This is a genomic window from Streptosporangium sp. NPDC050855 (assembly GCF_044456585.1).
GTDB classification, from domain to species: Bacteria; Actinomycetota; Actinomycetes; order Streptosporangiales; family Streptosporangiaceae; genus Streptosporangium; species Streptosporangium longisporum.
The window spans coordinates 215,552-235,859 of sequence record NZ_JBITFY010000003.1 but is presented as its reverse complement, the minus strand read 5'-3'; the positions used below and the strand labels follow the sequence as shown (position 1 = coordinate 235,859).

The 20,308-nt window shown below is 73.3% G+C and carries 15 protein-coding genes; 6 read left to right on the top strand and 9 right to left on the bottom strand.

Annotated features, from left to right (window positions below):
* Positions 1-8 precede the first annotated feature (8 nt).
* Positions 9-2,570 carry an ATP-binding protein gene (locus ACIBCT_RS09070; protein WP_399186855.1) on the top strand — a complete coding sequence of 854 codons (2,562 nt, stop codon included), beginning with the start codon at positions 9-11 and terminating at the stop codon, positions 2,568-2,570.
* 158 nt (positions 2,571-2,728) lie between these two features.
* Here ACIBCT_RS09070 and ACIBCT_RS09065 read toward each other — a convergent pair whose 3' ends face one another.
* Positions 2,729-3,601, bottom strand: coding sequence for a hypothetical protein (locus ACIBCT_RS09065; protein ID WP_399186854.1), 873 nt, complete (start codon positions 3,599-3,601; stop codon positions 2,729-2,731).
* Positions 3,602-3,757: 156 nt separating this feature from the next.
* On the opposite strand from ACIBCT_RS09065, the gene ACIBCT_RS09060 reads away from it, so the two are divergent.
* A complete protein-coding gene (locus ACIBCT_RS09060; protein ID WP_399186853.1) occupies positions 3,758-4,555 on the top strand; it encodes a tyrosine-protein phosphatase in 798 nt (265 codons plus the stop codon).
* Positions 4,556-4,669: 114 nt separating this feature from the next.
* Here ACIBCT_RS09060 and ACIBCT_RS09055 read toward each other — a convergent pair whose 3' ends face one another.
* Entirely contained in the window at positions 4,670-5,731 is a 1,062-nt protein-coding gene (locus ACIBCT_RS09055) for a Gfo/Idh/MocA family oxidoreductase (RefSeq protein WP_399186852.1), read from the bottom strand.
* Entirely contained in the window at positions 5,724-6,632 is a 909-nt protein-coding gene (locus ACIBCT_RS09050; protein ID WP_399186851.1) for a proteasome assembly chaperone family protein, read from the bottom strand. The genes ACIBCT_RS09055 and ACIBCT_RS09050 overlap by 8 nt, the downstream gene beginning before the upstream one ends.
* Positions 6,633-7,103: 471 nt before the next feature.
* Between ACIBCT_RS09050 and ACIBCT_RS09045 the strand changes: the two genes are divergently transcribed.
* Entirely contained in the window at positions 7,104-8,033 is a 930-nt protein-coding gene (locus tag ACIBCT_RS09045) for a 4-epi-cubebol synthase (RefSeq protein ID WP_344901715.1), read from the top strand.
* 43 nt (positions 8,034-8,076) lie between these two features.
* Here the strand turns inward: ACIBCT_RS09045 and ACIBCT_RS09040 are convergent, their stop codons facing one another.
* Positions 8,077-10,185, bottom strand: a complete 2,109-nt coding sequence (locus ACIBCT_RS09040) for an ATP-binding protein (RefSeq protein ID WP_399186850.1) — start codon at positions 10,183-10,185, stop codon at positions 8,077-8,079.
* Between the two features lie 211 nt (positions 10,186-10,396).
* On the opposite strand from ACIBCT_RS09040, the gene ACIBCT_RS09035 reads away from it, so the two are divergent.
* Complete coding sequence (locus ACIBCT_RS09035; RefSeq protein ID WP_344901816.1) at positions 10,397-10,561, top strand: hypothetical protein; 165 nt, start codon at positions 10,397-10,399, stop codon at positions 10,559-10,561.
* A gap of 105 nt (positions 10,562-10,666) precedes the next feature.
* Here the strand turns inward: ACIBCT_RS09035 and ACIBCT_RS09030 are convergent, their stop codons facing one another.
* On the bottom strand, positions 10,667-12,739 hold the full coding sequence (locus ACIBCT_RS09030; RefSeq protein ID WP_399186849.1) for a glycosyl hydrolase family 28-related protein: 2,073 nt from the start codon (positions 12,737-12,739) through the stop codon (positions 10,667-10,669).
* A 243-nt stretch (positions 12,740-12,982) separates the two neighbouring features.
* On the opposite strand from ACIBCT_RS09030, the gene ACIBCT_RS09025 reads away from it, so the two are divergent.
* Positions 12,983-13,588 (top strand): TetR/AcrR family transcriptional regulator, encoded by a 606-nt coding sequence (locus ACIBCT_RS09025; protein ID WP_399186848.1) that lies wholly within the window; start codon positions 12,983-12,985, stop codon positions 13,586-13,588.
* A gap of 10 nt (positions 13,589-13,598) precedes the next feature.
* Here the strand turns inward: ACIBCT_RS09025 and ACIBCT_RS09020 are convergent, their stop codons facing one another.
* Positions 13,599-14,549: an ABC transporter permease gene (locus tag ACIBCT_RS09020; RefSeq protein WP_399186847.1), complete on the bottom strand. Its 951-nt coding sequence runs from the start codon at positions 14,547-14,549 to the stop codon at positions 13,599-13,601.
* On the bottom strand, positions 14,546-17,317 hold the full coding sequence (locus ACIBCT_RS09015; RefSeq protein WP_399186846.1) for an alpha/beta fold hydrolase: 2,772 nt from the start codon (positions 17,315-17,317) through the stop codon (positions 14,546-14,548). Before ACIBCT_RS09015 ends, ACIBCT_RS09020 begins: the two co-directional genes overlap by 4 nt.
* Positions 17,318-17,545: 228 nt before the next feature.
* On the opposite strand from ACIBCT_RS09015, the gene ACIBCT_RS09010 reads away from it, so the two are divergent.
* Positions 17,546-18,706 carry a hypothetical protein gene (locus tag ACIBCT_RS09010; RefSeq protein ID WP_399186845.1) on the top strand — a complete coding sequence of 387 codons (1,161 nt, stop codon included), beginning with the start codon at positions 17,546-17,548 and terminating at the stop codon, positions 18,704-18,706.
* On the opposite strand, the gene ACIBCT_RS09005 is transcribed toward ACIBCT_RS09010, so the two are convergent.
* Both ACIBCT_RS09005 and ACIBCT_RS09000 read right to left on the bottom strand, forming a co-directional pair.
* Positions 18,664-19,698 (bottom strand): copper resistance D family protein, encoded by a 1,035-nt coding sequence (locus tag ACIBCT_RS09005; RefSeq protein WP_399186844.1) that lies wholly within the window; start codon positions 19,696-19,698, stop codon positions 18,664-18,666. The two genes, ACIBCT_RS09010 and ACIBCT_RS09005, sit on opposite strands and share 43 nt — an antisense overlap.
* Positions 19,695-20,267, bottom strand: coding sequence for a copper resistance protein CopC (locus tag ACIBCT_RS09000; protein WP_399186842.1), 573 nt, complete (start codon positions 20,265-20,267; stop codon positions 19,695-19,697). Before ACIBCT_RS09000 ends, ACIBCT_RS09005 begins: the two co-directional genes overlap by 4 nt.
* Positions 20,268-20,308: the final 41 nt, after the last annotated feature.

The following is a 20,308-nucleotide window of genomic DNA, read 5'->3' as shown; positions in this document are numbered from 1 at the left end:
CGCCGAACGTGCCTGATCAGCCTGACCTGCGGTCGCCCGCCCGGCGGCCGGGACGCCGGATACGGCTCGCCGCGCCCGCTGCGGCCGGGCTGGCCGCCGCCATGGCCAGCATCCTGGCCACCTCGCTGGACGTGTGGGAGCTTCCCCTGCAGGCCAAGGTCGGCGTCACCGCGGTCGCCGGCCTGCTCGTCGGCCTGCTCACCTGGGCGACGGCCGGCAGCCGTCCCGAGGAGCGGGGCGCCTCGGCCGGGACGGTGTGGCGCCCGCCCGACCAGTGGCCGCCGGTCCCCGCGCACTTCACCGGCCGCACCGCGTCGCTGGCCGAGCTGCGCGAGGTCTTCACCGCGCGCCGCCGCTCCCGCGACCGCGCCCACGCCGCCCCCCTGGTCGTCTCGGTGTACGGCAGGGGCGGGGTGGGCAAGTCCGCGCTCATCGCCAGGTTCGGCCACGAGGTCGCCGACGACTTCCCCGACGGCCGCCTGTACGCCGACCTGCGCGGCCAGGTGGAGGCCCCGGTCGACCCCGCCGAGGTGCTGATCGGTTTCCTGCGCGCGCTCGGCGTGCGGCTCACCACCGACCCCGGTGGCCTGGCCGAGCTGCGCACCCTCTGGCTGACCTGGACCAAGGGCAGGCGCATCCTGATCTGCCTGGACAACGCCCGCGACGGCGACCAGGTCAAGTCCCTGATCCCGGCCGAGCCCGGCTGCGCGGTCATGGTCACCTCCCGGCAGCCGCTCTTCCTGCTCAACACCTACGACAAGCAGCTGTCGGTGTTCGACGAGGCACAGGGCGTGGAACTGCTGGCCAGGCTGGCCGGGAACGACCGGGTCGCCGCCGACCCGGAGGCGGCCCGGGAGATCGTACGGATGTGCGACCACCTGCCGCTGGCCATCGGCATCTGCGGCGGCCGCCTGGCCACCAGGGAGAACTGGACCCTGCGCCGGCTCGCCGACCGGTTGCTGGACGAGCGCAGGCGGCTGGACCAGCTGGAGATCGCCCGCAGCCTCGACAAGAGCGTGCGCGCCTCCCTGCAGCTCAGCTACGACGACTGCACCGGCCTGCAGCGCCGCCTGCTGCGCCTGCTCAGCCTGGTCGCCGCCCCGGACGTGCCCGGCTGGGTGGCCGGTGAGCTGCTGGCCACCTCCGAGGTGGAGGGGGCCGACCAGCTGGAGGCGCTCATCGACGCCCAGCTCGCCGAGTGCTCGGGAACCGACCTGTCCGGGGTGATGCGCTACCGGCTGCACGACCTGGTGAAGATCTTCGCCCGCGAGCCGGCGCTCGCCGACGACGAGGCCCGCCGCCGGGCCGCCATCGAGCGGGTCCTGTCCGGCTACCGCCGCCGGGCCGAGGCCGCGGCCGTGGCGCGCTGGCCCCAGGACTGGGGGCGCGCCAGGCCCGCCGGGCAGGACCCGGGACCGGAGCCGGTGACGCGGGCCGAGGTCTCGGCGGCCGACTGGCTCAACGCCGAGCGCCTGACCCTGGTCGCGGTCATCGGCCAGGCCAGGAGCATGGAGATGTGGGAGCTGGCCTGGGGCCTGGGCAGGGCCTTCTGCTCGCTGTGCCACTCGCTGCGCGCCTACTGGTCGGACTGGCGGGCGGTCGCCGAGATCCTGTGCGAGGCCGCGGAGCGGACGGGCGACCCGCGGGCCCTGGCCATCGCGCTGCTGGACCGGGCTGCGGTGGCGGGCGGGCAGGGCGATCACCGCGGCGCCCTGCGGGACGCCGAGCGGGCGCTGGAGATCTTCGAGGGGCTCGGCGAGTCCTGGTGGGCGGCGCGGGCGATGCGCGCGGTCGGCATGACGCTGTTCAACGACGGCAACCTCGACCGCGGACAGGGCCACCTGATCGACGCGATCACCGTCTTCACCGACGAGGACGACCGGTGGTGGGCGGCCAGGACCCGGCGCAACCTCGCCGAGCTCCGGCTGGCCCAGCGCAGGCCCGCCGAGGCGCGGGAACTGCTGGAGGACGCGCTGCGGGTGTTCGAGCGCGACCGCAACCGCTACTCCGAGGCGCAGACGCTGCGCGCCTACGGCGAGGTGCTCGGCGCGACGGCCAGGGCGCTGCGCGCCGCCGGTGACGACCGCGCCGCCGGGGAAGACTTCGCCAGGGCCGGTTTCAGTCTCGACCGGGCCGCGGAGATGTTCCGGCTCCGCGGCGAGCTGTGGGAGGAGGCCCGGTGCCTGCGCGCGGCCGGCGAGGTCGGCGACCCGGCCAACGCGCTGCGCGAGCTCACCTACGTGCGCCGGGCCGACGAGATCCTGGTCGCGCTCGGCGACACGTGGGGGGTCGCCAGGACCGAGCTGTCGGCCGGGCGCGCCCTGGGCAGGCTGGGCCGTACGCGTGAGGCGCGTACCTGTCTCGGGCGGGCCGTGCGCGCCTTCGAGGAGCTGGGCGACCGCTGGTGGATGGCCAGGAGCCTGCGCTATCTGGGGGAGGCGCACCTGGAGGCGGGGGACGACCGGGCCGCGGTGGACGTCCTGCGGCGGGCACAGGACATCTACCGCAGCCTGGGCAACCGGTCCGGCATGGACCGCACCCTGGAACTGCTGCGCCGCGCGGGAGGCTGAGCCCCACCGTGCCGGTCCGTGCCGGTCCGGGGCGTGCCGGCCGGGAAGCCGCGCGGGGGTGCCGGGCGGGAAGCCGCGCGGGGGTGCCGGGCGGGATGCCGCGCGGGGGTGCCGGGCGGGATGCCGCGCGGGGTGCCGCTCGGGGGTGCCGCGCGGGGTCAGGGACCGGCGGCCGGCAGCAGGTGGCGGGCGGTCAGGCGGGCCTCGTCGATGCTCTCCTGGAAGAGCCTCTCCACCTGCCGCGCCTGCTCGGTCAGCCGGCCGAGCCCGGGGGCGGCGAGCGCGTCCTCGGTGGTCTCGGCGACCAGCGCCTCGTAGCGCGGGGCCTGCTCGGCGAGCTCCTGGAGCCGCCGGTGGGCGCGGTAGACGTCGTCGGCCCTGCGGACCTGCCCGGCGTACTCCTCCAGCACGCGGATCCGCGCGTCCAGCGAGCGCTCGGCGGTCTCCAGGGCCGCGGCGTAGGGGGCGAAGGCCCCGGCGATCTCGGGCGGGAGCGGATCGGGCACCAGCCGCCGGTGGTCGGCTTTCAACTCCGAGAGCCGCTTCAGCTTCGAGGCGATCTGCCAGGTCTGATCGGGCAGCGTCACCGCGTTGTCGATCGTGTCGAGCAGGTTCGCCCGGTTGACCTCGGAGTCGAGCACCGTCTCGGTGGCGTCCTGCGTGCGGCGGAGCAGGTCGCCGCAGTCGGTGTCGAGCTCCTCGGGCAGGATGAACCGGTCGCGGTGGCGCACGGCCGTGCGGAAGCGGCGCCACGCCCGGTGGCCCCTGACGTCGCCGCTCAGCCGGGACATCGAGGACAGGAAGATCACGACGCTGACGACCACGAGGCCCGCGGTGAGGCTCAGCCCCATCAGGAACAGCAGGAACAGCAGGGTCGCGCACACCCTGGAGGCGCTGGGCAGCTTGGGCGGGGGAGCCTGCCCCCTCCGGGCCGCGCGCAGCGCCTGCGGGTCGGCGCGCAGCACCGACGCGACGGCGGGCGGCAGGGAGGGATCGATCAGAAGGTGAGGGGGACGTCTCCTCGGGCTCACGCGACCTCCTCGCGGCGAAGCACGGCCGGCCCCGTCCTCGGGCCTCATATGAGTTAAGACGCATTTGTCGGCAACGTTCAAATATGACGGTAATTACGGAAGCAACCGCCTCCTGTTAACGGCCCGTACGTAAAGCGGCGTATAAACTCGGGAGCGATGAGAGACTTCACGCGTTGGATCGAACTCGAAGGTGCCGTCAACGTCCGTGACCTGGGTGGGCTCGCCACCGTGGACGGTGGCACCACACGCTTCGGCCGGATCTACCGGGCCGACAACCTCCAGGGACTGACCGAGCGGGACGTGCGCGTGCTCGTCGGCGAGCGCGAGCTCCGCCACGTCGTCGACCTGCGCTCCGGGCCGGAGGTGCGCCTGGAGGGCCCGGGGCCGCTCACCGCCGTGCCCGAGGTGAGCATCCACCACCTCACGCTCTTCGCCGAGGGCGGCCGGTACACCGACGTCGAGGCCGACACCATCGAGGCCGACAAGGTGCTGCCCTGGACCGAGCGGGACGACGAGCGCACGGCCGAGCTGCGGGTGACCGGCTACTACTACGGCTACGTCCGCGACCGTCCCGACTCGGTGCTGGCGGCGCTGCGGGCCATGGCCCGCGACGACGGCGCCGTGATCGTGCACTGCGCCGCGGGCAAGGACCGCACCGGCGTGCTCAGCGCCCTGGCGCTGGAGGTCGCCGGGGCCACCCGGGAGGCGATCGTCGAGGACTACGTCGCCACGGGCGACCGCCTGGAGGACATCCTCGTCCGGCTGCGCGCCAGCGAGACCTACCGCGCCGACCTCGACACCCGGCCGGCCGACGACCACCGGCCCAGGGCCGAGTACATGGAGCAGTTCCTGCGCGTGATGGACGAGCGCTTCGGGGGGCCGTTGAGCTGGCTCGCCTCGCAGGGCTGGACCGAGTCCGACTCCCGGCTGCTGCGCGCCCGCCTGCGCGACTGACCCCCGAGGGCCTTCACGCGGCCGGCCGTCGTCAGGCGGCGGCCGGTTCCGGGAGGGCCCGCAAGGCCCCGGGGCACCGGGTCTCCGGCCGCAGCGGACGTGTGGCGGCCGGTCTCACAGGGTGACGACCCGGCGTTCGGCGGCCGAGAGCCGGGCGGCCTCCAGGACGGCCAGGGCCCGGACGACCTCCTCCGGCTCGACCGGCGGCGGGGCGCCGTCGCGCAGGCAGGCCAGCACGGCCGGGTAGAAACCGGCGTAGCCGCCCGGCTCGGTGGGCACGGCACGGCCGTCGTCACCGGCGCCGAGGGTGCCCCAGCGCTCCTCGGGCTCCTCGCCGAAGCCCGGCGAGGCCGGGGTCAGCCCGGCCCGCAGCTGCTCCTCCTGCACGTCCAGGCCGTACTTCAGGTAGCCCGCGCGGGTCCCCAGCACCCGGAAGCGGGGGCCGAGCCGCGGCACCAGCGCTCCGGCCCACAGGTGGGAGCGGGCCCCGCCCTCGTGGGACAGGGCGACGAACGTGTCGTCGTCGGCGCTCACGCCGTCCCGCCGGACGTCGCACTCGGCGTAGACGTCGACGACCGGGCCGAGCAGGCACAGGGCCTGGTCGACCAGGTGGCTGCCGAGATCGTAGAGCAGCCCGGGGATCTCCTCGGCGCCGCCGGTCTCGCGCCAGCCGCCCTTGGGCACGGGCCGCCACCGCTCGAAGCGCGACTCCAGCCGGGTCACCTCGCCCAGCTCGCCCGCCCGGACCAGCCGTCCGAGCGTCAGGAAGTCACCGTCCCAGCGCCGGTTCTGGAAGACCGTCAGCATCAGGCCGCGCTCCCGCGCCAGCACCGCCAGGTCGCGGGCCTGACCGGCGGTCGCGGCCAGCGGCTTGTCCACCACGACCGGCAGGCCCGCGCCGAGCGCGGCCCGTGCCAGCGGGACGTGCGTGCGGTTGGGGGAGGCGATCACGACCAGATCGACGGCGTCGGCTGCGGCGTCGTCGGACGCGTCCCAGAGCGCGCCGGCGTCCGCGACCGCCCGGGCGCCGTACCTCGCGGTCACCTCGGCGGCCCGCGCGGGGTCACGGGTGACCACCGCGGAGAGCCGCAGGCCGGGGGTGGCGGAGATCAGCGGGGCGTGGAAGAACGCCCCGGCCACCCCGTACCCGATCAGGGCGACCCGAAGGTCAGTCACCACGCTGCTCGTCGCGTTCGGCCAGGAACGCCTCGAACTGGGCGGCGAGCTCCTCCCCGGTGGGCATCTCCGAGCTCTCGGCCATCAGGCTCTCCCGCTCGGCACCGGCGGCGAACGCGTCGTACTGCTGCTCGAGGCCGGTGATCGCGGTGGACAGCTCCTGGGAGGCCTGGATCTGCTCGGCGATCTCGGCGTCGGTCTTCTCCGCGGCCTCGCGCAGCCCCTCCAGCGGGAACACCAGGCCGGTCCCCCTGGTCACCGCGTCCAGGGCGGCCAGCGCGGCCGTGGGGTACTCGGCCTGGGCCAGGTAGTGCGGGACGTGCACGGCGTACCCGAGGGCGTCGTAGCCCTTGGCGCCGAGCCTGAACTCCACCAGCGCGGCCGCGCTGCCCGGCACCTGGACCCTGCCGAAGGCGCTGGTCTGGCCGGCGACGAGCTCGGGACGGCTGGCGTGGCCGGTGACGCCCAGCGGGCGGGTGTGCGGGACGGCCATCGGGATGCCGTGGGTGGTCACCAGCCTGCCGACGCCCAGCCGGGCGGCCAGCGTCTCCATCGCGGCGGCGAACAGCTCCCACTCGCGGTCCGGCTCGGGGCCGGTGAGCACCAGGAACGGCGTGCTCGTGGTGTCGTGGAGCAGGTGCACCACGAGCTCGGGGCTCTCCACGGCCACCCAGCGGTCGGTGTCGAAGGTCATCACGGGACGCCGGGAGCGGTAGTCCAGCAGGCGGTCCACGTCGAACGTCGCCACGACCCGGTGCTCCAGCTCGTCGAGCAGGTGGGCGATGGCGAGCCGTCCGGCACCACCAGCGTCCACGAACCCGTCGAAGTGGTAGAGCAGCACCGGATCGGTCAGCTCAGGGACGTCACCGCTGAGCCGGTAGAGATCCGTCGGGTCGGACACCGTTTCCAGCCTTTCGTCGGTCTTCTCTTCAGCTCAACCCGCCGGGGGTCCGCCGAATTCCGCGAGCCTTCGTCGATCACTGGGAACCCTACCGGGGCACAATGGATCGCACGCAGCCTGACCCGGGCGTAAGGGGTCCGCGACCGTCCGTCCGCTCCGCGGGGACCGGACGGGCCGGGGCGCGTTCCGGCCCGTCCCGCCTCAGGGCCGCCTCCGGACCCCTCCGGCCTGCCCCGACCGCCTCGGTCCGCCTCGGTCCGCCTCCGCGACGGGCGCGACCCGGACGTCCGGTCGGCACGTATTCCCAGAATAGGGCGGTCGCTATATGGGTGAATCGGATATCCACCTGATCGGTGACCTATAGGAAATCAGCCCTTGTTCGGCCATTCTGGGGGAGTGGGAACTACTACTACGCGTAGGTCCAGCCTACCTCTTCGCATTCCTCCCCTTCCCTGTCCCTTCCCCAGCGAGGTGAACCCGCACGTCGAGAGGGTCAACACCGAGACCCTCGACTGGCTCGTGGAGACGGGCCTGGTGCGTGACAGCGAGACCGTCGAGCGCTACCGGCAGGCGAAATACGGCTGGCTCGGAGCGCGTACGTATCCCTACGCCGAACACCACACGCTCCGCCTGGTGACCGACTGGTGCGTGTGGCTGTTCGCCTTCGACGACGCCTTCTGCGAGGAGAACCGCGGCGCGGCCGAGATGAGCCGCCTCCTTCCCCGCTTCCTCGCCGTCCTCGACGACCTGGACGAGGACGCCGAGGTCGAGGACGCCTTCGCCAGGGCGCTGCTGGAGATCAAGACCAGGATCGCCAGGTACGGCGACCCCGACCAGCTCGACCGCTGGAGGGCCGTCACCAAGGACTACCTCTTCGCCCAGGTGTGGGAGGCCGCCAACCGCGAGGCCGACGTGGTGCCCCCGCCGGGCGACTACCTGTTCATGCGGCGGCGCACCGGCGCCATGCTCACCGTCTTCGCCCTCATCGACGTCGCCAGCGGCCGTCGCCTCTCCCCGGACGAGTGGCGCCACCCCGCGGTCAAGGCGATCACCGACAACGCCAACGACGTCGTCGTCTGGGACAACGACCTCATCTCGTACGCCAAGGAGAGCGACGGCGCCAACGCCCGCAACAACCTGGTGAACGTGCTGGCCACGCACCGGGGCCACTCCCGGCAGCACGCCATGGAGGCGATCGGCGCCATGCGCAACCGGGCCATCGCCGAGATGGTGGAGCTGCGCCCCTCCCTGGAGGCGCTCGGTTCCGAGGCGGTGCTCGCGTACGTGCGCGGCCTGGAGTTCTGGGTCAGCGGCAGCGTCGACTACTCGCTCACCAGCTCCCGCTACACGACCGCCTGGGAACGGGCGGAGACCCCCGCCGACCGGCCCGGGGCCGGCTGACCCGCCGCCGGTGGACCCGCTCCGGGACACCGGCGGCCGGGCCCTACAGCGGCCGGTCGTCCTCGTGGTCGCCGAGAGCGAGGATGATCAGCTCCTCCAGGTTCAGCTTCTTGCCCTGGGCGAAGGCCTCCTCCTGGGCCTCGTCGCCGAGGAGGCGCTTGCACTCCTTGACGCAGCGCTCGTGCTCGACGTTGAAGAACGGCGAGCTCATCTGCGGCATCCCGAAGGTCCGCCAGTTGGCCTGGCCGCCGCCCATCAGCCGGGAGGCGAGCTCGGGCTGGCCCTCCTCCAGCGCCTGCTTGGCCACCACCTCGATCGCCAGGCCGATGCCGAGCACGTCGTGGAAGTAGCGCTTGAGGCGGAGCGCCTCGCGGGCGTTCGACATGGCCTCGGCCGACCGGCCCATCGCCTGGTACACGCTGGCGAGCGCGTAGATGGCGTACGAGCGCAGCCACAGCTCGCCGCGCTGGGTGCAGACCGCGATGCAGTCGCGCAGCAGCACCTCGGCCTCGGCGGGCTCGTTCTGGATGAGCAGCACCATGGACAGCTCGACGATCGAGGGCAGCAGGCCCGGGTTGAGCTCACGCCCGCTCTTGTGGAACTCGATCGCCACCCCCAGCAGCGCGCTCGCCTTCTGCAGGTCGTTCTGCAGGAACGCGGCCGTGCCGAGCATCTTGGTGGCCAGGATGACCGCGCCGGAGTCGCCCACCCTGACCGCGTCGGAACTGCACTGCTCCGCCGCCTCGATGGCGCCGCCGATGTTGCCCTGCGCGCTGTGGATGTAGGACAGCACCCACAGGGCCTTGCACCGGTCGGGGGTCGGCTCGGTCGCCAGCTCCAGGGTCTTCTCCAGGTACAGCCGCCCCTCGCGGGCCAGGCCGCAGGCCACCCACATGAACCACAGCGAGGACAGCAGCTTGAGCCCGGCCTGCACCTCGCCGGGGGTGCGCAGGCAGTGGTCGAGCGCGACGCGGATGTTGTCGTGCTCGTGGCGCATCCTGACGTACCAGTAGACCTGGCGGGCGCCCGACCACGCCTCCTCGCTCCGCTTGGCCAGCTGCAGGTAGTAGTCGCGGTGCCTGGTCCTGATCGTGGCGCTCTCGCCGAGCTTGTCCAGCCACTCCTCGCCGTACTGGCGCAGGGTGTCGATCAGCCGGTAGCGGTGCCCGGACGGCGTGCCGTCGCTGAGCAGGATCGACTTCTCCACCAGGCTGGAGATGAGATCCATGATGTCCTCGGAGGGGAGGTTGTCCCCGGAGCAGACGTAGCGGGCGGCGTCGAGCTCGAAGTCCCCGGCGAAGACCGACAGCCGCGCCCACAGCAGCCGCTCGGCGGGCTCGCACAGCTCGTGGCTCCACCCGATCGCGGCCCGCAGCGTCTGGTGCCTGGGCAGCGCCGTGCGGCTGGCGCCCGCGAGCAGGCTGAACCGGTCGGCCAGCAGGCCGAGGATCTGCTCCACCGACAGCGCGCGCATCCGGACCGCGGCCAGCTCGATGGCGAGCGGGATGCCGTCGAGACGGCGGCAGAGCTCGGCCACCGGCCCGACGTTGTTCTCGTCCAGCATGAAGGTGGGCACCACCGCGCTCGCCCGCGCGACGAACAGCTGCACCGCCTCGTTGGTGAAGACGTCCTCGCCGGGGGAGTCGCCGGGGACGGCCAGCGGCGGGATGGAGACCGTGTGCTCGCCCCTGGCGTTGAGCGACTGGCGGCTGGTCGCCAGGATGGTCAGCCCCGGGGCGCCGGCGAGCAGGTCCTCGAAGAGCGCGGCGCACGCGTCGACCAGGTGCTCGCAGGTGTCGATGATCAGCAGGAGCTCGCGGTCGCCCAGCCACTCGATCAGCGTCTCGTCGGCCGAGCGGGCGGACTGGTCGGCGATGCCGAGGGCCGAGGTGATCGTGTGGCGGACCATGCCGGAGTCCTGCAGGCGGGCCAGGTCGGCGAACCAGACGCCGTCCTTGAAACGGGTCCGCATCTCGTGCGCGATCCGCAGGGCGGTGCGGGACTTGCCGACGCCCCCGATGCCGGTCACGGTGACCAGGCGGTGCTCGCCCAGCCGCTGCCGGAGTGTGGTGAGCAACCTGGTACGCCCCACGAAGCTGGTCAGCTCGTTGGGGAGATTGCCGTCTCGCCGCCATCCTGCTGGCGTTGTCATGGCGCCTCACGGGGGTAGCTGAAACCTGCTCCCGCATCGTACCGCCTGGTTTCCCGGCTGTCCCCGGCGTCACCGGGCCCGGAGGGGCGTTCCGGGGCATCCCGCCGCGAGAGGGGACCCCTCGGGCAGAGGATCGGACGGCGGAGCGGAGGGCGCGGAGTTTCGCCCTGCGGAGGGAACGGCGCCCGCCCGGGTGGCTAGCATGGGGCCTGTGACAGTGCCTGAACCCGATGACCTGCGGCCCGTCGACCTCGCCGACGACGGCCTGCCGATCCTGCCCGACCAGACCGTCGACGACACCGACCTCGGCTGGAGCGAGTGGCGCGAGGCCGACGACGACGCCCGCCTGATCGAGGACCGCCCGCCCCACTGGTGACGGGCCCGCCCCTGCCGGTGCCCGCGCGGGATCCGTTCCCGCGCGGGCACCGGCCGGAGACGACTCCGGGGACGGATCAGGCCCGGGACGACCCGGGACGGCCGATCACCACGGGGACGGCGCCGGCGGCGCCACCACCGGCGGGCGGTCGTCGCAGGTGATGGTGTTCGGCAGCAGCCAGGGGGCGAGCCAGGGCCCGGTCGCGCCACCCCCGTCGTTGCCGCCGAGGTCGGTCAGCGAGAACTCCGAGCCGGTGGGCGGGAAGCCGAACGCCCCGCAGTTGTTGACGCCGACCGCGCCGACGTTGCGGGCGTCCACGTTCTCGAAGGTGGCCGACCCCTTCACCCGGGCGCTGACCACCGAGGTGCCCGTACCGTCCACCCTGGTGTCCTTGAAGTGGACGTTCGTGATCGAGTACAGGTCCTTCACGCCCCAGTCGCTGACCAGCATGATCGCGTTGTAGGTGTTGTCCAGGAAGTGGTTCCCGGTCACCCGGACGTCCGCGTCGATGCTCCTGTCGAGGGCGTAGAACCAGATGGCCCCCAGGCCGATCTTCCAGTTCAGCTCGAACGTGCCGGACCGGACCGTGGTGTTGTCCCTGATCGACAGCTTCCCGGCGAACGCCTCGGCGCCGAAGCGGGACCCGACGTGCAGCGCGCTGCCCTCGCGGACCGGGTCGGCCACCAGGTTGTTCGAGACGGTGTTGTCGGTGCCGCCGTAGACGGCGATGCCGTTGGCGAGGGTCGGCGTCTGCACGGTGTTGCGGTCGAACGTGTTGCCGGTGTTGGCGATCTTCTCCGACCACATGGCCAGGCCGTCGTCACCGGTGTTGCGGATGACGTTGTTCGACACGACCGAGTTCGTGACGCCGCCGTGGAAGTTGAGGGCGTCGGCGATCTGGTCGACGATCACGTTGTTCGTGATCCTCAGGTTCGTCATCGGCCCGTCGAACCACATGCCGACCTTGGTGTGCCGGATGTGCAGGCCGTCGACGGTCGAGTCGCTCAGCGCCCCGCCGATCCCGTTCACCTGGTCGGTGTCGATGCGCTCGCGGACGTCGCCCTCGATCGCGAAGCCGGACAGGTGGACGTTCCTGCTGCCGCCGTCGGCGGCGTTCTTGCCGTAGAAGCCGACGCCGGTGTGCACCGAGCCGTCGGGGGCCGGGGAGGGGAGCGTGACCTGCTCGCCCTTGATGATCGTGTACCAGCTCCCGGCGCCCTCGATCGTCACGTCGTCGACGATGATGTGGCGGTTCACCCGGTAGACGCCCGGGGGGACGTACACCTTGAGGTTCTTGCGCTTGGCGAAGGCGATCGCCTTGTCGAACGCGCCGGCGGAGTCGCGCCGGCCGAACGGGTCGGCCCCGAACGCCAGCACGTTCGCCGCGACGAGCCGGACGCGCGGCGCGCCGACGAGCTCGGAGTCGAGCAGGTCCACGACCGTCCACGCGGCCCTGCTCCCGGCCGGGACGGTCAGCCGCACCCGGTCGCCCGCGCGGTAGGCGCGGCCGAGCAGCAGGCGCTGCTCGTCGTAGAAGTGGGTCGGGCGGAACGGCTTGGTGATGACCGGGGCCGGTGTCGTGGCCGACGGCACGCAGCCGCACTCGGTGATCCACCAGTCGGGGTGGAGCAGGTCGGCGTCCGGGTCGTTCGTGAACGGATACTGGTTGTACAGCCAGGCGTACTCGGAGGTGAGGGTCATCGCCCTTTTGCCGCCGCCGTTGACCGTGACGTCGAGCGGCGCGGTGATGCCGCCGCCGCCCGGCGCGTCCGGGATGCTGTAGCGCACCGTGATCGCGTTGGCCGCGGCCGGCAGCGTGAACTCCACGTGCTGTCCCGGCGTCAGCCTGACCGCCCTGCGCCCGGACGCCTCCGAGGGCAGGGTGTACGCGGTCCGGTCCGGGCCGATGACGGTGCCGTTCGTGACGGCGTTCTCGGCCTCCTGCTCGGCGAAGCGGACGTCGGCGCCCCGGCCCGCGACGAGCGCCGGGTCCAAGGCGGCGCGCGTGACGACGGGGGCGGCGGCGCGGGTCGTGCCGCCCGTGCCGCCCGTGCCGTCCGCGACCCGGTCGGCGAGGGCGGGCCCCGCGGGCGCGACGCCGAGCCCGGCGACGGTGACGGTCAGCGTCGTGACCGCCACCGCCGCTCTCCGCGCCGACCTGCCGGACCACCTCGCCATGGCTCCTGTGATGCTGCGCGACATCGGACGCTCGTTTCTCTCGGGGGGCGGTACACCTGAGGGCGCTCGGGGGGGCGTGACGCCATGAGGGTGAGGTGACAGTAGAACTCGCCTCGACCGTTCCACAAGAGATCTGTGAAATAATTTCGTAACGTTGCTACATCTCTGCGTTACTTATCCATCTTCTTGCGCTGGTGCTGTCGGGGAGAACGGCCCGCGGGAACGCGGCCGTGGTGCCGGGTGGTGGAGACGAGAAAGAGCGGCCCCGTCGGCCGGCCGCGAGGATTCGACGCCGACGAGACCCTGGAGCGCGCCCTGCTGGTCTTCTGGGAGCGTGGCTACGAGAGGGCCGGCCTGGCCGGCCTGACGAAGGCGATGGGCATCTCCACCACCAGCATGTACGCGGCCTTCGGCAACAAGGAGGAGCTGTTCCGCAAGGCCCTGGAGCGCTACACCGAAGGCCCGAGCGCGTACCTGGCCCAGGCCCTGGAGGAGCCGACCGCCCTCGGCGTCGCCACCGCGATCCTGGCCGGCACCGTCCGGACCACCACCCGCCCGGCCCATCCCCGCGGATGCATGGGCGTCCAGGGCGCCCTGGCGGCCGGTGACTCCGGTCGCGAGGTCCGCGACCTGCTCGTCGGCTGGCGTAACGACGGCCACTCCCGCATACGGGAGCGGTTCCGGCGGGCCGCCGACGAGGGCGACCTGCCCCCGGGGACCGATCCGGGGCTGCTGGCCCGCCACGTCACCACCCTGGCGTTCGACATCGCCGTGCAGGCCGCGAGCGGTGTCGGCCGCGACGAGCTCCAGGCGGTGGCCGAGGCCGCCCTGCGCAACTGGCCGGCCTGACGGGGGACCGCTAGGAGACCACGTCCTTGGCGCGGAAGCGGCGGAAGGCGAAGGCGATCAGGATGACCGAGTAGGTGACCGACACGGCGACCCCCTTGAGCATGCCGTCGTACTGGGGCTGCGGGGCCAGGGCGTCCAGCCACGCGGTGTTCCAGAACGTCGGCAGGAACTCCCGCAGCACGCCGAGCTCCTCGACCGCCTGCAGGATGTTGCTGACGATCACCAGGCCGACCGCCCCGCCGACCGCGCCCAGCGGGGCGTCGGTGCCGACCGAGAGCAGGAAGGCCAGGGAGGCGACCACGAGCTGGCTGACCATGGCGTAGGCCACCACCACCCCGAACCGGGGGAGCATGTCCAGGGCGGCGATCGTCTCGCCGGTCCCGGGCACCCGGACGTCGTTCCAGCCGAAGGCCAGGGTCCCGGCCAGCAGCGCCATGGCCGGCACGCAGATCACCGCCGCCGCCGAGTAGCCCAGCGCGACGATCAGCTTCTGGCGCAGCAGCCGGTCGCGCGGGATCGGGGCGGCCAGCAGGTAGCGCAGCGACGACCAGCTCGCCTCGACGGCCACGGTGTCGCCGCAGAACAGCGCCACCGCGACCACCAGCAGGAAGGTCGCCGACACCGACAGGGCGAACGCCGCGAAGTTGAGCCCGCCCTCGGTGGCCAGGTCGGAGATGCGCAGCGTGGCGCTGGGCTGGCCGGACCCGGCGCCGAACGTGAACGCGATCACCAGGATCCACGGCAGCGCGAGCAGCAGGCCGAACATCACCAGCGTGCGGCGCCGCTTGAGCTGGCGGACGATCTCCACGCCGAGCGGCAGCGTCCGCCCCGGCGCGTACCCGCGCGCCGCGCCGGACGAGGCGGGAGCGGGCACGGCGGCGGGCGCGGTGCCCACCGGGGTGCCCACCGGGGTGCCGGACGGGGTGCCGGACGGGACGGGTGCGGGGGAGACGTCGCTCATGCCTTCTCTCCGATCAGGTCCAGGAAGACGTCCTCCAGGCGGGTGCCCGAACCGTTGACCGGCGCGCGGCTGCTCAGCAGCTCGCTCACCGTCCCGGCCGTGACGAGCCGCCCGCGATGCATGACCACCACGTGGCTGCACGTCTGCTCCACCTCGGCGAGCAGGTGGCTGGAGACGATGACGGTACGGCCCTGCGCGGCGTAGCGGATCAGCACCTCGCGCATCTCCCGGATCTGGGGCGGGTCCAGGCCGTTGGTGGGCTCGTCCAGGACGAGCAGGTCGGGCAGGCCCAGCATGGCCTGGGCGATGGCCAGGCGCTGGCGCATGCCCTGGGAGTAGGTGCGGACCGCGCGGTCCAGCGCCTTGCCGAGCCCGGCGATCTCCAGCGCCTCGGCGAGACGGGCGTCCTCGGCCGGCCTGCCGGTGGCCTTCCAGTACAGCTCCAGGTTGTCGCGGCCGGACAGGTGCGGCAGGAACCCCGGCCCTTCGACGAACGAGCCGAGCCGCGACAGCACCGGGGCACCGGGCACCACCCGGTGGCCGAAGATCCGCACCTCGCCGCCGTCCGGCCTGATCAGGCCCATCAGCATGCGCAGAGTGGTGGTCTTGCCCGCGCCGTTGGGACCGAGCAGGCCGAGCACCTGGCCCTGCTCGACGGTGAACGACAGGTCGTTCACCGCGAGCTCGCCGTTTCGGTACGCCTTGGTCAGGCCGCTGATCCGCAGCGGCACCGAGGCCAGCTCCGGGTCGTGCTCGTCGACGGCGCGGCGGCGCCCGGCCAGCAGCAGGAGCGTCGCGGCGACCAGGGCGACCAGCGGCAGCGCCCAGATCCACCAGGCGGGCCCGGTGGAGGGAGTGCGCAGGGCGGCGTGAGTGGGCACGGTCACCGCCGGGGAGGCCAGGCCCACCGTGTGGACGGCAGGGACCGCGGAGGTGCTGTACCCCAGGTCGGTGGTGGTGAACGCGACCCTCAGCCGGTGCCCGACGTCGAACCCGTGGTCGATGGCCGGCAGCGCCACCGTGGCCTCGCCGGAGCCGTCCGCGCCGAGCGTGATCCGCACCGGGGCGGCCAGCCCTTCGGGCAGGATCGGCGCCTGGGCGGCGCCCGCGACGTCGTACAGCTTGGCGAACAGCGTCACCTCGGACCCCGCCCCGCCGGTCGTGTCCGCCCCGTTCCCGGCGTCCCCGGCGTCTGCGGTGTTCTCCGCCCGCTCGGTGGATCCGGCCGCGCCCGCCCCGGGGGAGCCGGACGGGGAGGTCACCCGGACCCGTACCGTCGAGCTGCCGGTGACCTGGAGCGGGGCGGTCAGCGGGGCGGAGTCGAAGACCGCGCTCTGCCCGGCCATGTCGGCCGAGAGGTTCACCGCGCCGCCGAGTCCACCGGCACCACCGAGGCCCCCGAGGCCGGGGACCGCGGAGATCGAGGCCGGGGAGCCGCCCGGAGGGTTGGCCACCGGCTGGTCGGGGCCGCTGAGCGGCACCGAGACCCGGCCGCTGCCCGACAGCCCCGGATAGGTGGCGGCCATGGCGTGCAGCTGGACCGGACGGCGGGTGCCGGGGTCGCGCCCGCCGTCGCGGGTCACCGTGAAGGCCTCGCCCGCACCCTCCCCGCCGGTCCTCTTCAGGTGGCGGTCGAACCAGCGGAGCGTCCTGTCGTGCAGCCAGTCGGCCTCGCCGTTCCCGCCGTCGTGCCCGCCGTCGAACCAGGCGACCTCCACCGAGGCGCCGGTGGCGGCGACGGCCCTGGCGTTGGCGTCGGCCTGGCCCAGGGTGAACAACGAGTCGCGCCGCCCCTGGAGCAGCAGCGTCGGGATCCTGATCCTCCCGGTCACCGAGACCGGGCTGGACCTGCGGAGCGTCTGCACCGCCTCGGTCGTCGCCCGGCCGCTCTCGGCGATCCGCTGGTACATCTCACAGATCTCCGGCAGGAACCGGCCGCACCGGACCTCCTGCGGGGTGGGCGGGCGGACCGCCCCCGGGCGCGCGGCGTCACCGGCGCCGGCCCGCTCGCTCGCCCCCTGCGGCCCCTCCGCGCCGTCGGCGCCGTCGGAGTCGTCGGCGTCGTCCGTGTCGGCGCCCGCGCCCGCGTTCGCGCCGCCGAGGGCGGCCAGGCCGCCCGGACCCGCGGCGGAACCGCCCCGGCTGAAGAACAGCCCGGCCCACATGCGCTTGAACACCCCGCTCTCGGGGCCCTGGCCGGTGGCGTTCGGGAAGAACGCGTCGGCCAGGTCGTACCAGGTGATCTGCGGGACGATCGCGTCGATCCTCGGGTCGTGGGCGGCGGCCATCAGCGCGATGGCACCGCCGTAGGAGCCGCCCGCGATGCCCACGCGGGGGTCGCCCGCCGCGTCCAGCCGCACCTCGGGACGCCTGGCGACCCAGTCGACGAGCTGGCGCACGTCCTTGACCTCGTAGTCGGGGGAGTTCAGCGCGATCTGCCCGGACGAGCGCCCGAATCCCCGGGCCGACCAGGTCAGCACCGCGTACCCGTCCTGCGCCAGCCGTACGGCGGACTGCCTGGTGCTCTGCTTGCTGCCGCCGAAGCCGTGCGCGAGCAGCACCACCGGAGCCCGGCCGCCCCCGGCCGGGGGGAAGAAGCTCGTGTCCAGCGTGACGCGCTGATCGTCGCGCGGCCCGTCCACCACGGTGATCATCTGGTTCAACGCCCGCACCTGCGGCGCGGACGGCCACACCAGCCAGGCCGCGACGCCGATCACCAGCACCGTGACCGCCGCGACCCAGACGGCCCGCCTTCCCCCACGTTTCATGACGTGAGCCTACTGACCCCCGCGGACTTCTCCTGAGACCGTTCTCAGGAGGAAGTCCGCCGGTCAGCGCGGCGGCGCGGCACCGGACGCCCGCGCCGGCCGTCCGCCGCGGGCGGCGACGTGGGTGGCGACGTGGGTGGCGACGTGGGCGAACAGGCGCGGTCGCCCCGATGTCTCAGGGTTGTCCCCGATTGCGGAGCGAGGCGCAGGGGCGGCATCATTTCGCGCGTGAAGCCAGTAGAGAGCCTACGAAGAAGAGCGACCCCCGTCATCGAATGGGCCCTGCCGTACTGGACACGGGGGAGCGCGGGCAGACAGACCCCGGAGGATCTGTTCAGGCTCCTCTACCTCGGATGGCTGGTGGCCTTCTCGTTCAAGGTCCTCGGCGCCTCCTGGGACGTCTCCTGGCACTTCAAGTGGCTCCGCGACGACCTGGCCCCGCCGCACCTGCTCAACAGCGTCGGGACCGCCATCGCGCTCGCGCTCACGATCATCCACATCTACACCGGCTACGGCGTCGACCGGCTCGCGCAGCGCCTGATCGCCTGGGGTACCGGGATCTTCCTGCTGGCCGTGCCGCTGGACCTGATCAACCACCGGGTCAACGGGCTCGACATCACCTCGTGGAGCCCGTCCCACCTGATGCTCTACATCGGCACGCTCTTCATGATCTGCGGCGTCATCCGGGGCTGGTTCGTCCGGGCGGTCCCCGGACGGATGCGCACGCTCGTCCTCGGCGGGCTCTTCGTGTTCCTCTTCGAGAACGTCTGGTTCCCCGAACAGCACCAGGAGTACGGCGTGTACGGCCTGGCCGCGTGGGACCGGGGCGAGCCGGACGCGGAACCGATCCTGATCAAGTTCGCCGCCGACCAGATCGGCCTGCCCGTGGACGACAGGGCGGTGGCGCTGCACTTCACGCTGCCCGTGCCCGACGCGCTCTACCCCCTCTACGCCGCGATGGCCGCGGTGCTGGTGGCCGTCTACGCCCGCGCGATGATCGGCCGGATGTTCTCGGCCACCGCCGTCGTCGGCGTCTACGTCGCCTTCCGCACGCTGATCTGGCCCCTGCTGGCCGTCGCCGACTTCCCGCGCTCGGCCGTGCCGGTCTTCCTGATCGCCGCCGCGCTCGCCGTCGACCTGGCGTTCCTGATCAGGATGCCCGTGGTCAGGGCACTGGCCGGCTCCGCGGGCGCGGTCCTCCTCCTCGACCAGGCACTGCGCTTCCAGAACGCGATGTTCATGTCACCACCGCTGGTGCCCCCCACGACCATGCTGATCGGCGGCGCCGGGCTCGCGGTGCTCTGGCTGGCGGCCGAATGGTCGTTCGACCGCCACGTCCTGCACGCTCAGGCCAGGGAGGCCGTGGTCAGCGCCACCGCGACCCCGTAGGCCACGCCCATCACGATCAGCTCGGCCGCCGCCCACCCGACGACCGCCGTCGCCCGTCCCCGGGCGACGTGCGGCATCAGGTGGAAGCGGATGCGGGCGGCGAGCGGGATCAGCAGCGCCACGCAGACGGCCTTGGCCACCAGCAGCGGCCCGTACTCGCCGCTCAGCAGCGCCCCGGGCAGCTCCACCCCCGGGGTGAGGGCCATCGTGGCCAGGCCGTTGACCACCCCGGACAGGCTCACCACCACCAGCGCCAGGGTCGCCAGCCGGGAGAACGCCGGCAGCACGCGCGCCAGCAGCCCGCGGTCCGAGGCGACCAGGGCGACGACCGCGACCAGCCCGCCGGTCCACGCGGCCGAGCCCATCACGTGCAGCTCCATCGAGATCATGATGGGGTCGTGCCAGGCCGAGTCGACCGCGTGGCCGGTCACCGGGATCGGCAGCAGGCCGAAGAAGGCGACCACGATCCGCAGCTCGGCCGGGACCTTCTCGCCGTAGCGGACGGCCAGCAGCCCGACCGCGGCCGCCGCCAGGGCGCAGGCGGCGCTGAAGAGCATGCCCTGACCGGCGCCGACCCCGTCGACGTACGCGGCGATCATGCCCGGGGTGGGCAGCGTCCCGGGGTTGAGCTCGGCCGTCTGGAACACGATGACGGCCAGCGCCAGCAGCGCCCACGCCCAGGCGAAGGTCACGGCCAGCGGCCGCGCCCGGCGCATCACCGGCTCGGTCCGCTCCGGGTCGTCGAACCCGAGGAGTCTCGGCAGCAGGCTCAGCCCGACCACCGCCACCGCGGCCAGGTCCAGCAGCACCCGCAGCACCGGCAGGCCGTACTCCACCAGCGGCCCGGGGATGGCGATGCCCGGCACCGCCTCCTGGGCGGTGAACGCCGTCGCGGCCAGCACGGCCGCCACGGCGCCCGACACCAGACCGCCGGCCAGCAGCCTCCTGGTCGCGGCGGTCTCCGGCGGGACCCGCTCGGCGGTCACGGTCATCGGGCCCCCTCCTGCTCCCTGGTACGGCGCATCGCCACCACGGTGGCCCCGCCCAGCAGCACGATGGAACCGGCGATCCACAGCACGGCCATCCCGGCCCCGCCGTTCTGCGCGGCCTCGGCGGCCTGGGCGCCCAGGCCGGGTTCCTGCGGCACGGCGGCGGAGGCCGCGGGGGCGGGGGTGGCGGGGCCCGCGGCGCCCGGTCCCGGCGCGGTCAGGGTGAAGGAGATCGCGCTGGAGACGGGGTGGCCGTCGGCGGAGAGGATGCGGTAGCCGACCACGTACTTCCCGGCCGGGCCGAGGGGTCTCACGCCGATGCCGACCCGCGCGCCGTCGACGGCGGTCGTGCCGTGCTCCCACCGGGCGCCGTCCGGGCCGGTCACGCTGATCCGCGCGTACCCCTGCCGGACGGGCTGGTCGAAGGTGAGCGTGATCTTCGCGGGGCCCCGCGCCAGCTCGGCCCCGTCCTTGGGATCACTGCCGATCAGCACGTTGTGGGCCTGCGCCGGGGTGACCGCGCCGAGGGACGCGGTGACCGCGAGGAGCAGGACCGTGAGTAGCCGCCTCACCGGTCGTGGCCTTCCGTTGAGTTCGTCATGACCATGCCATG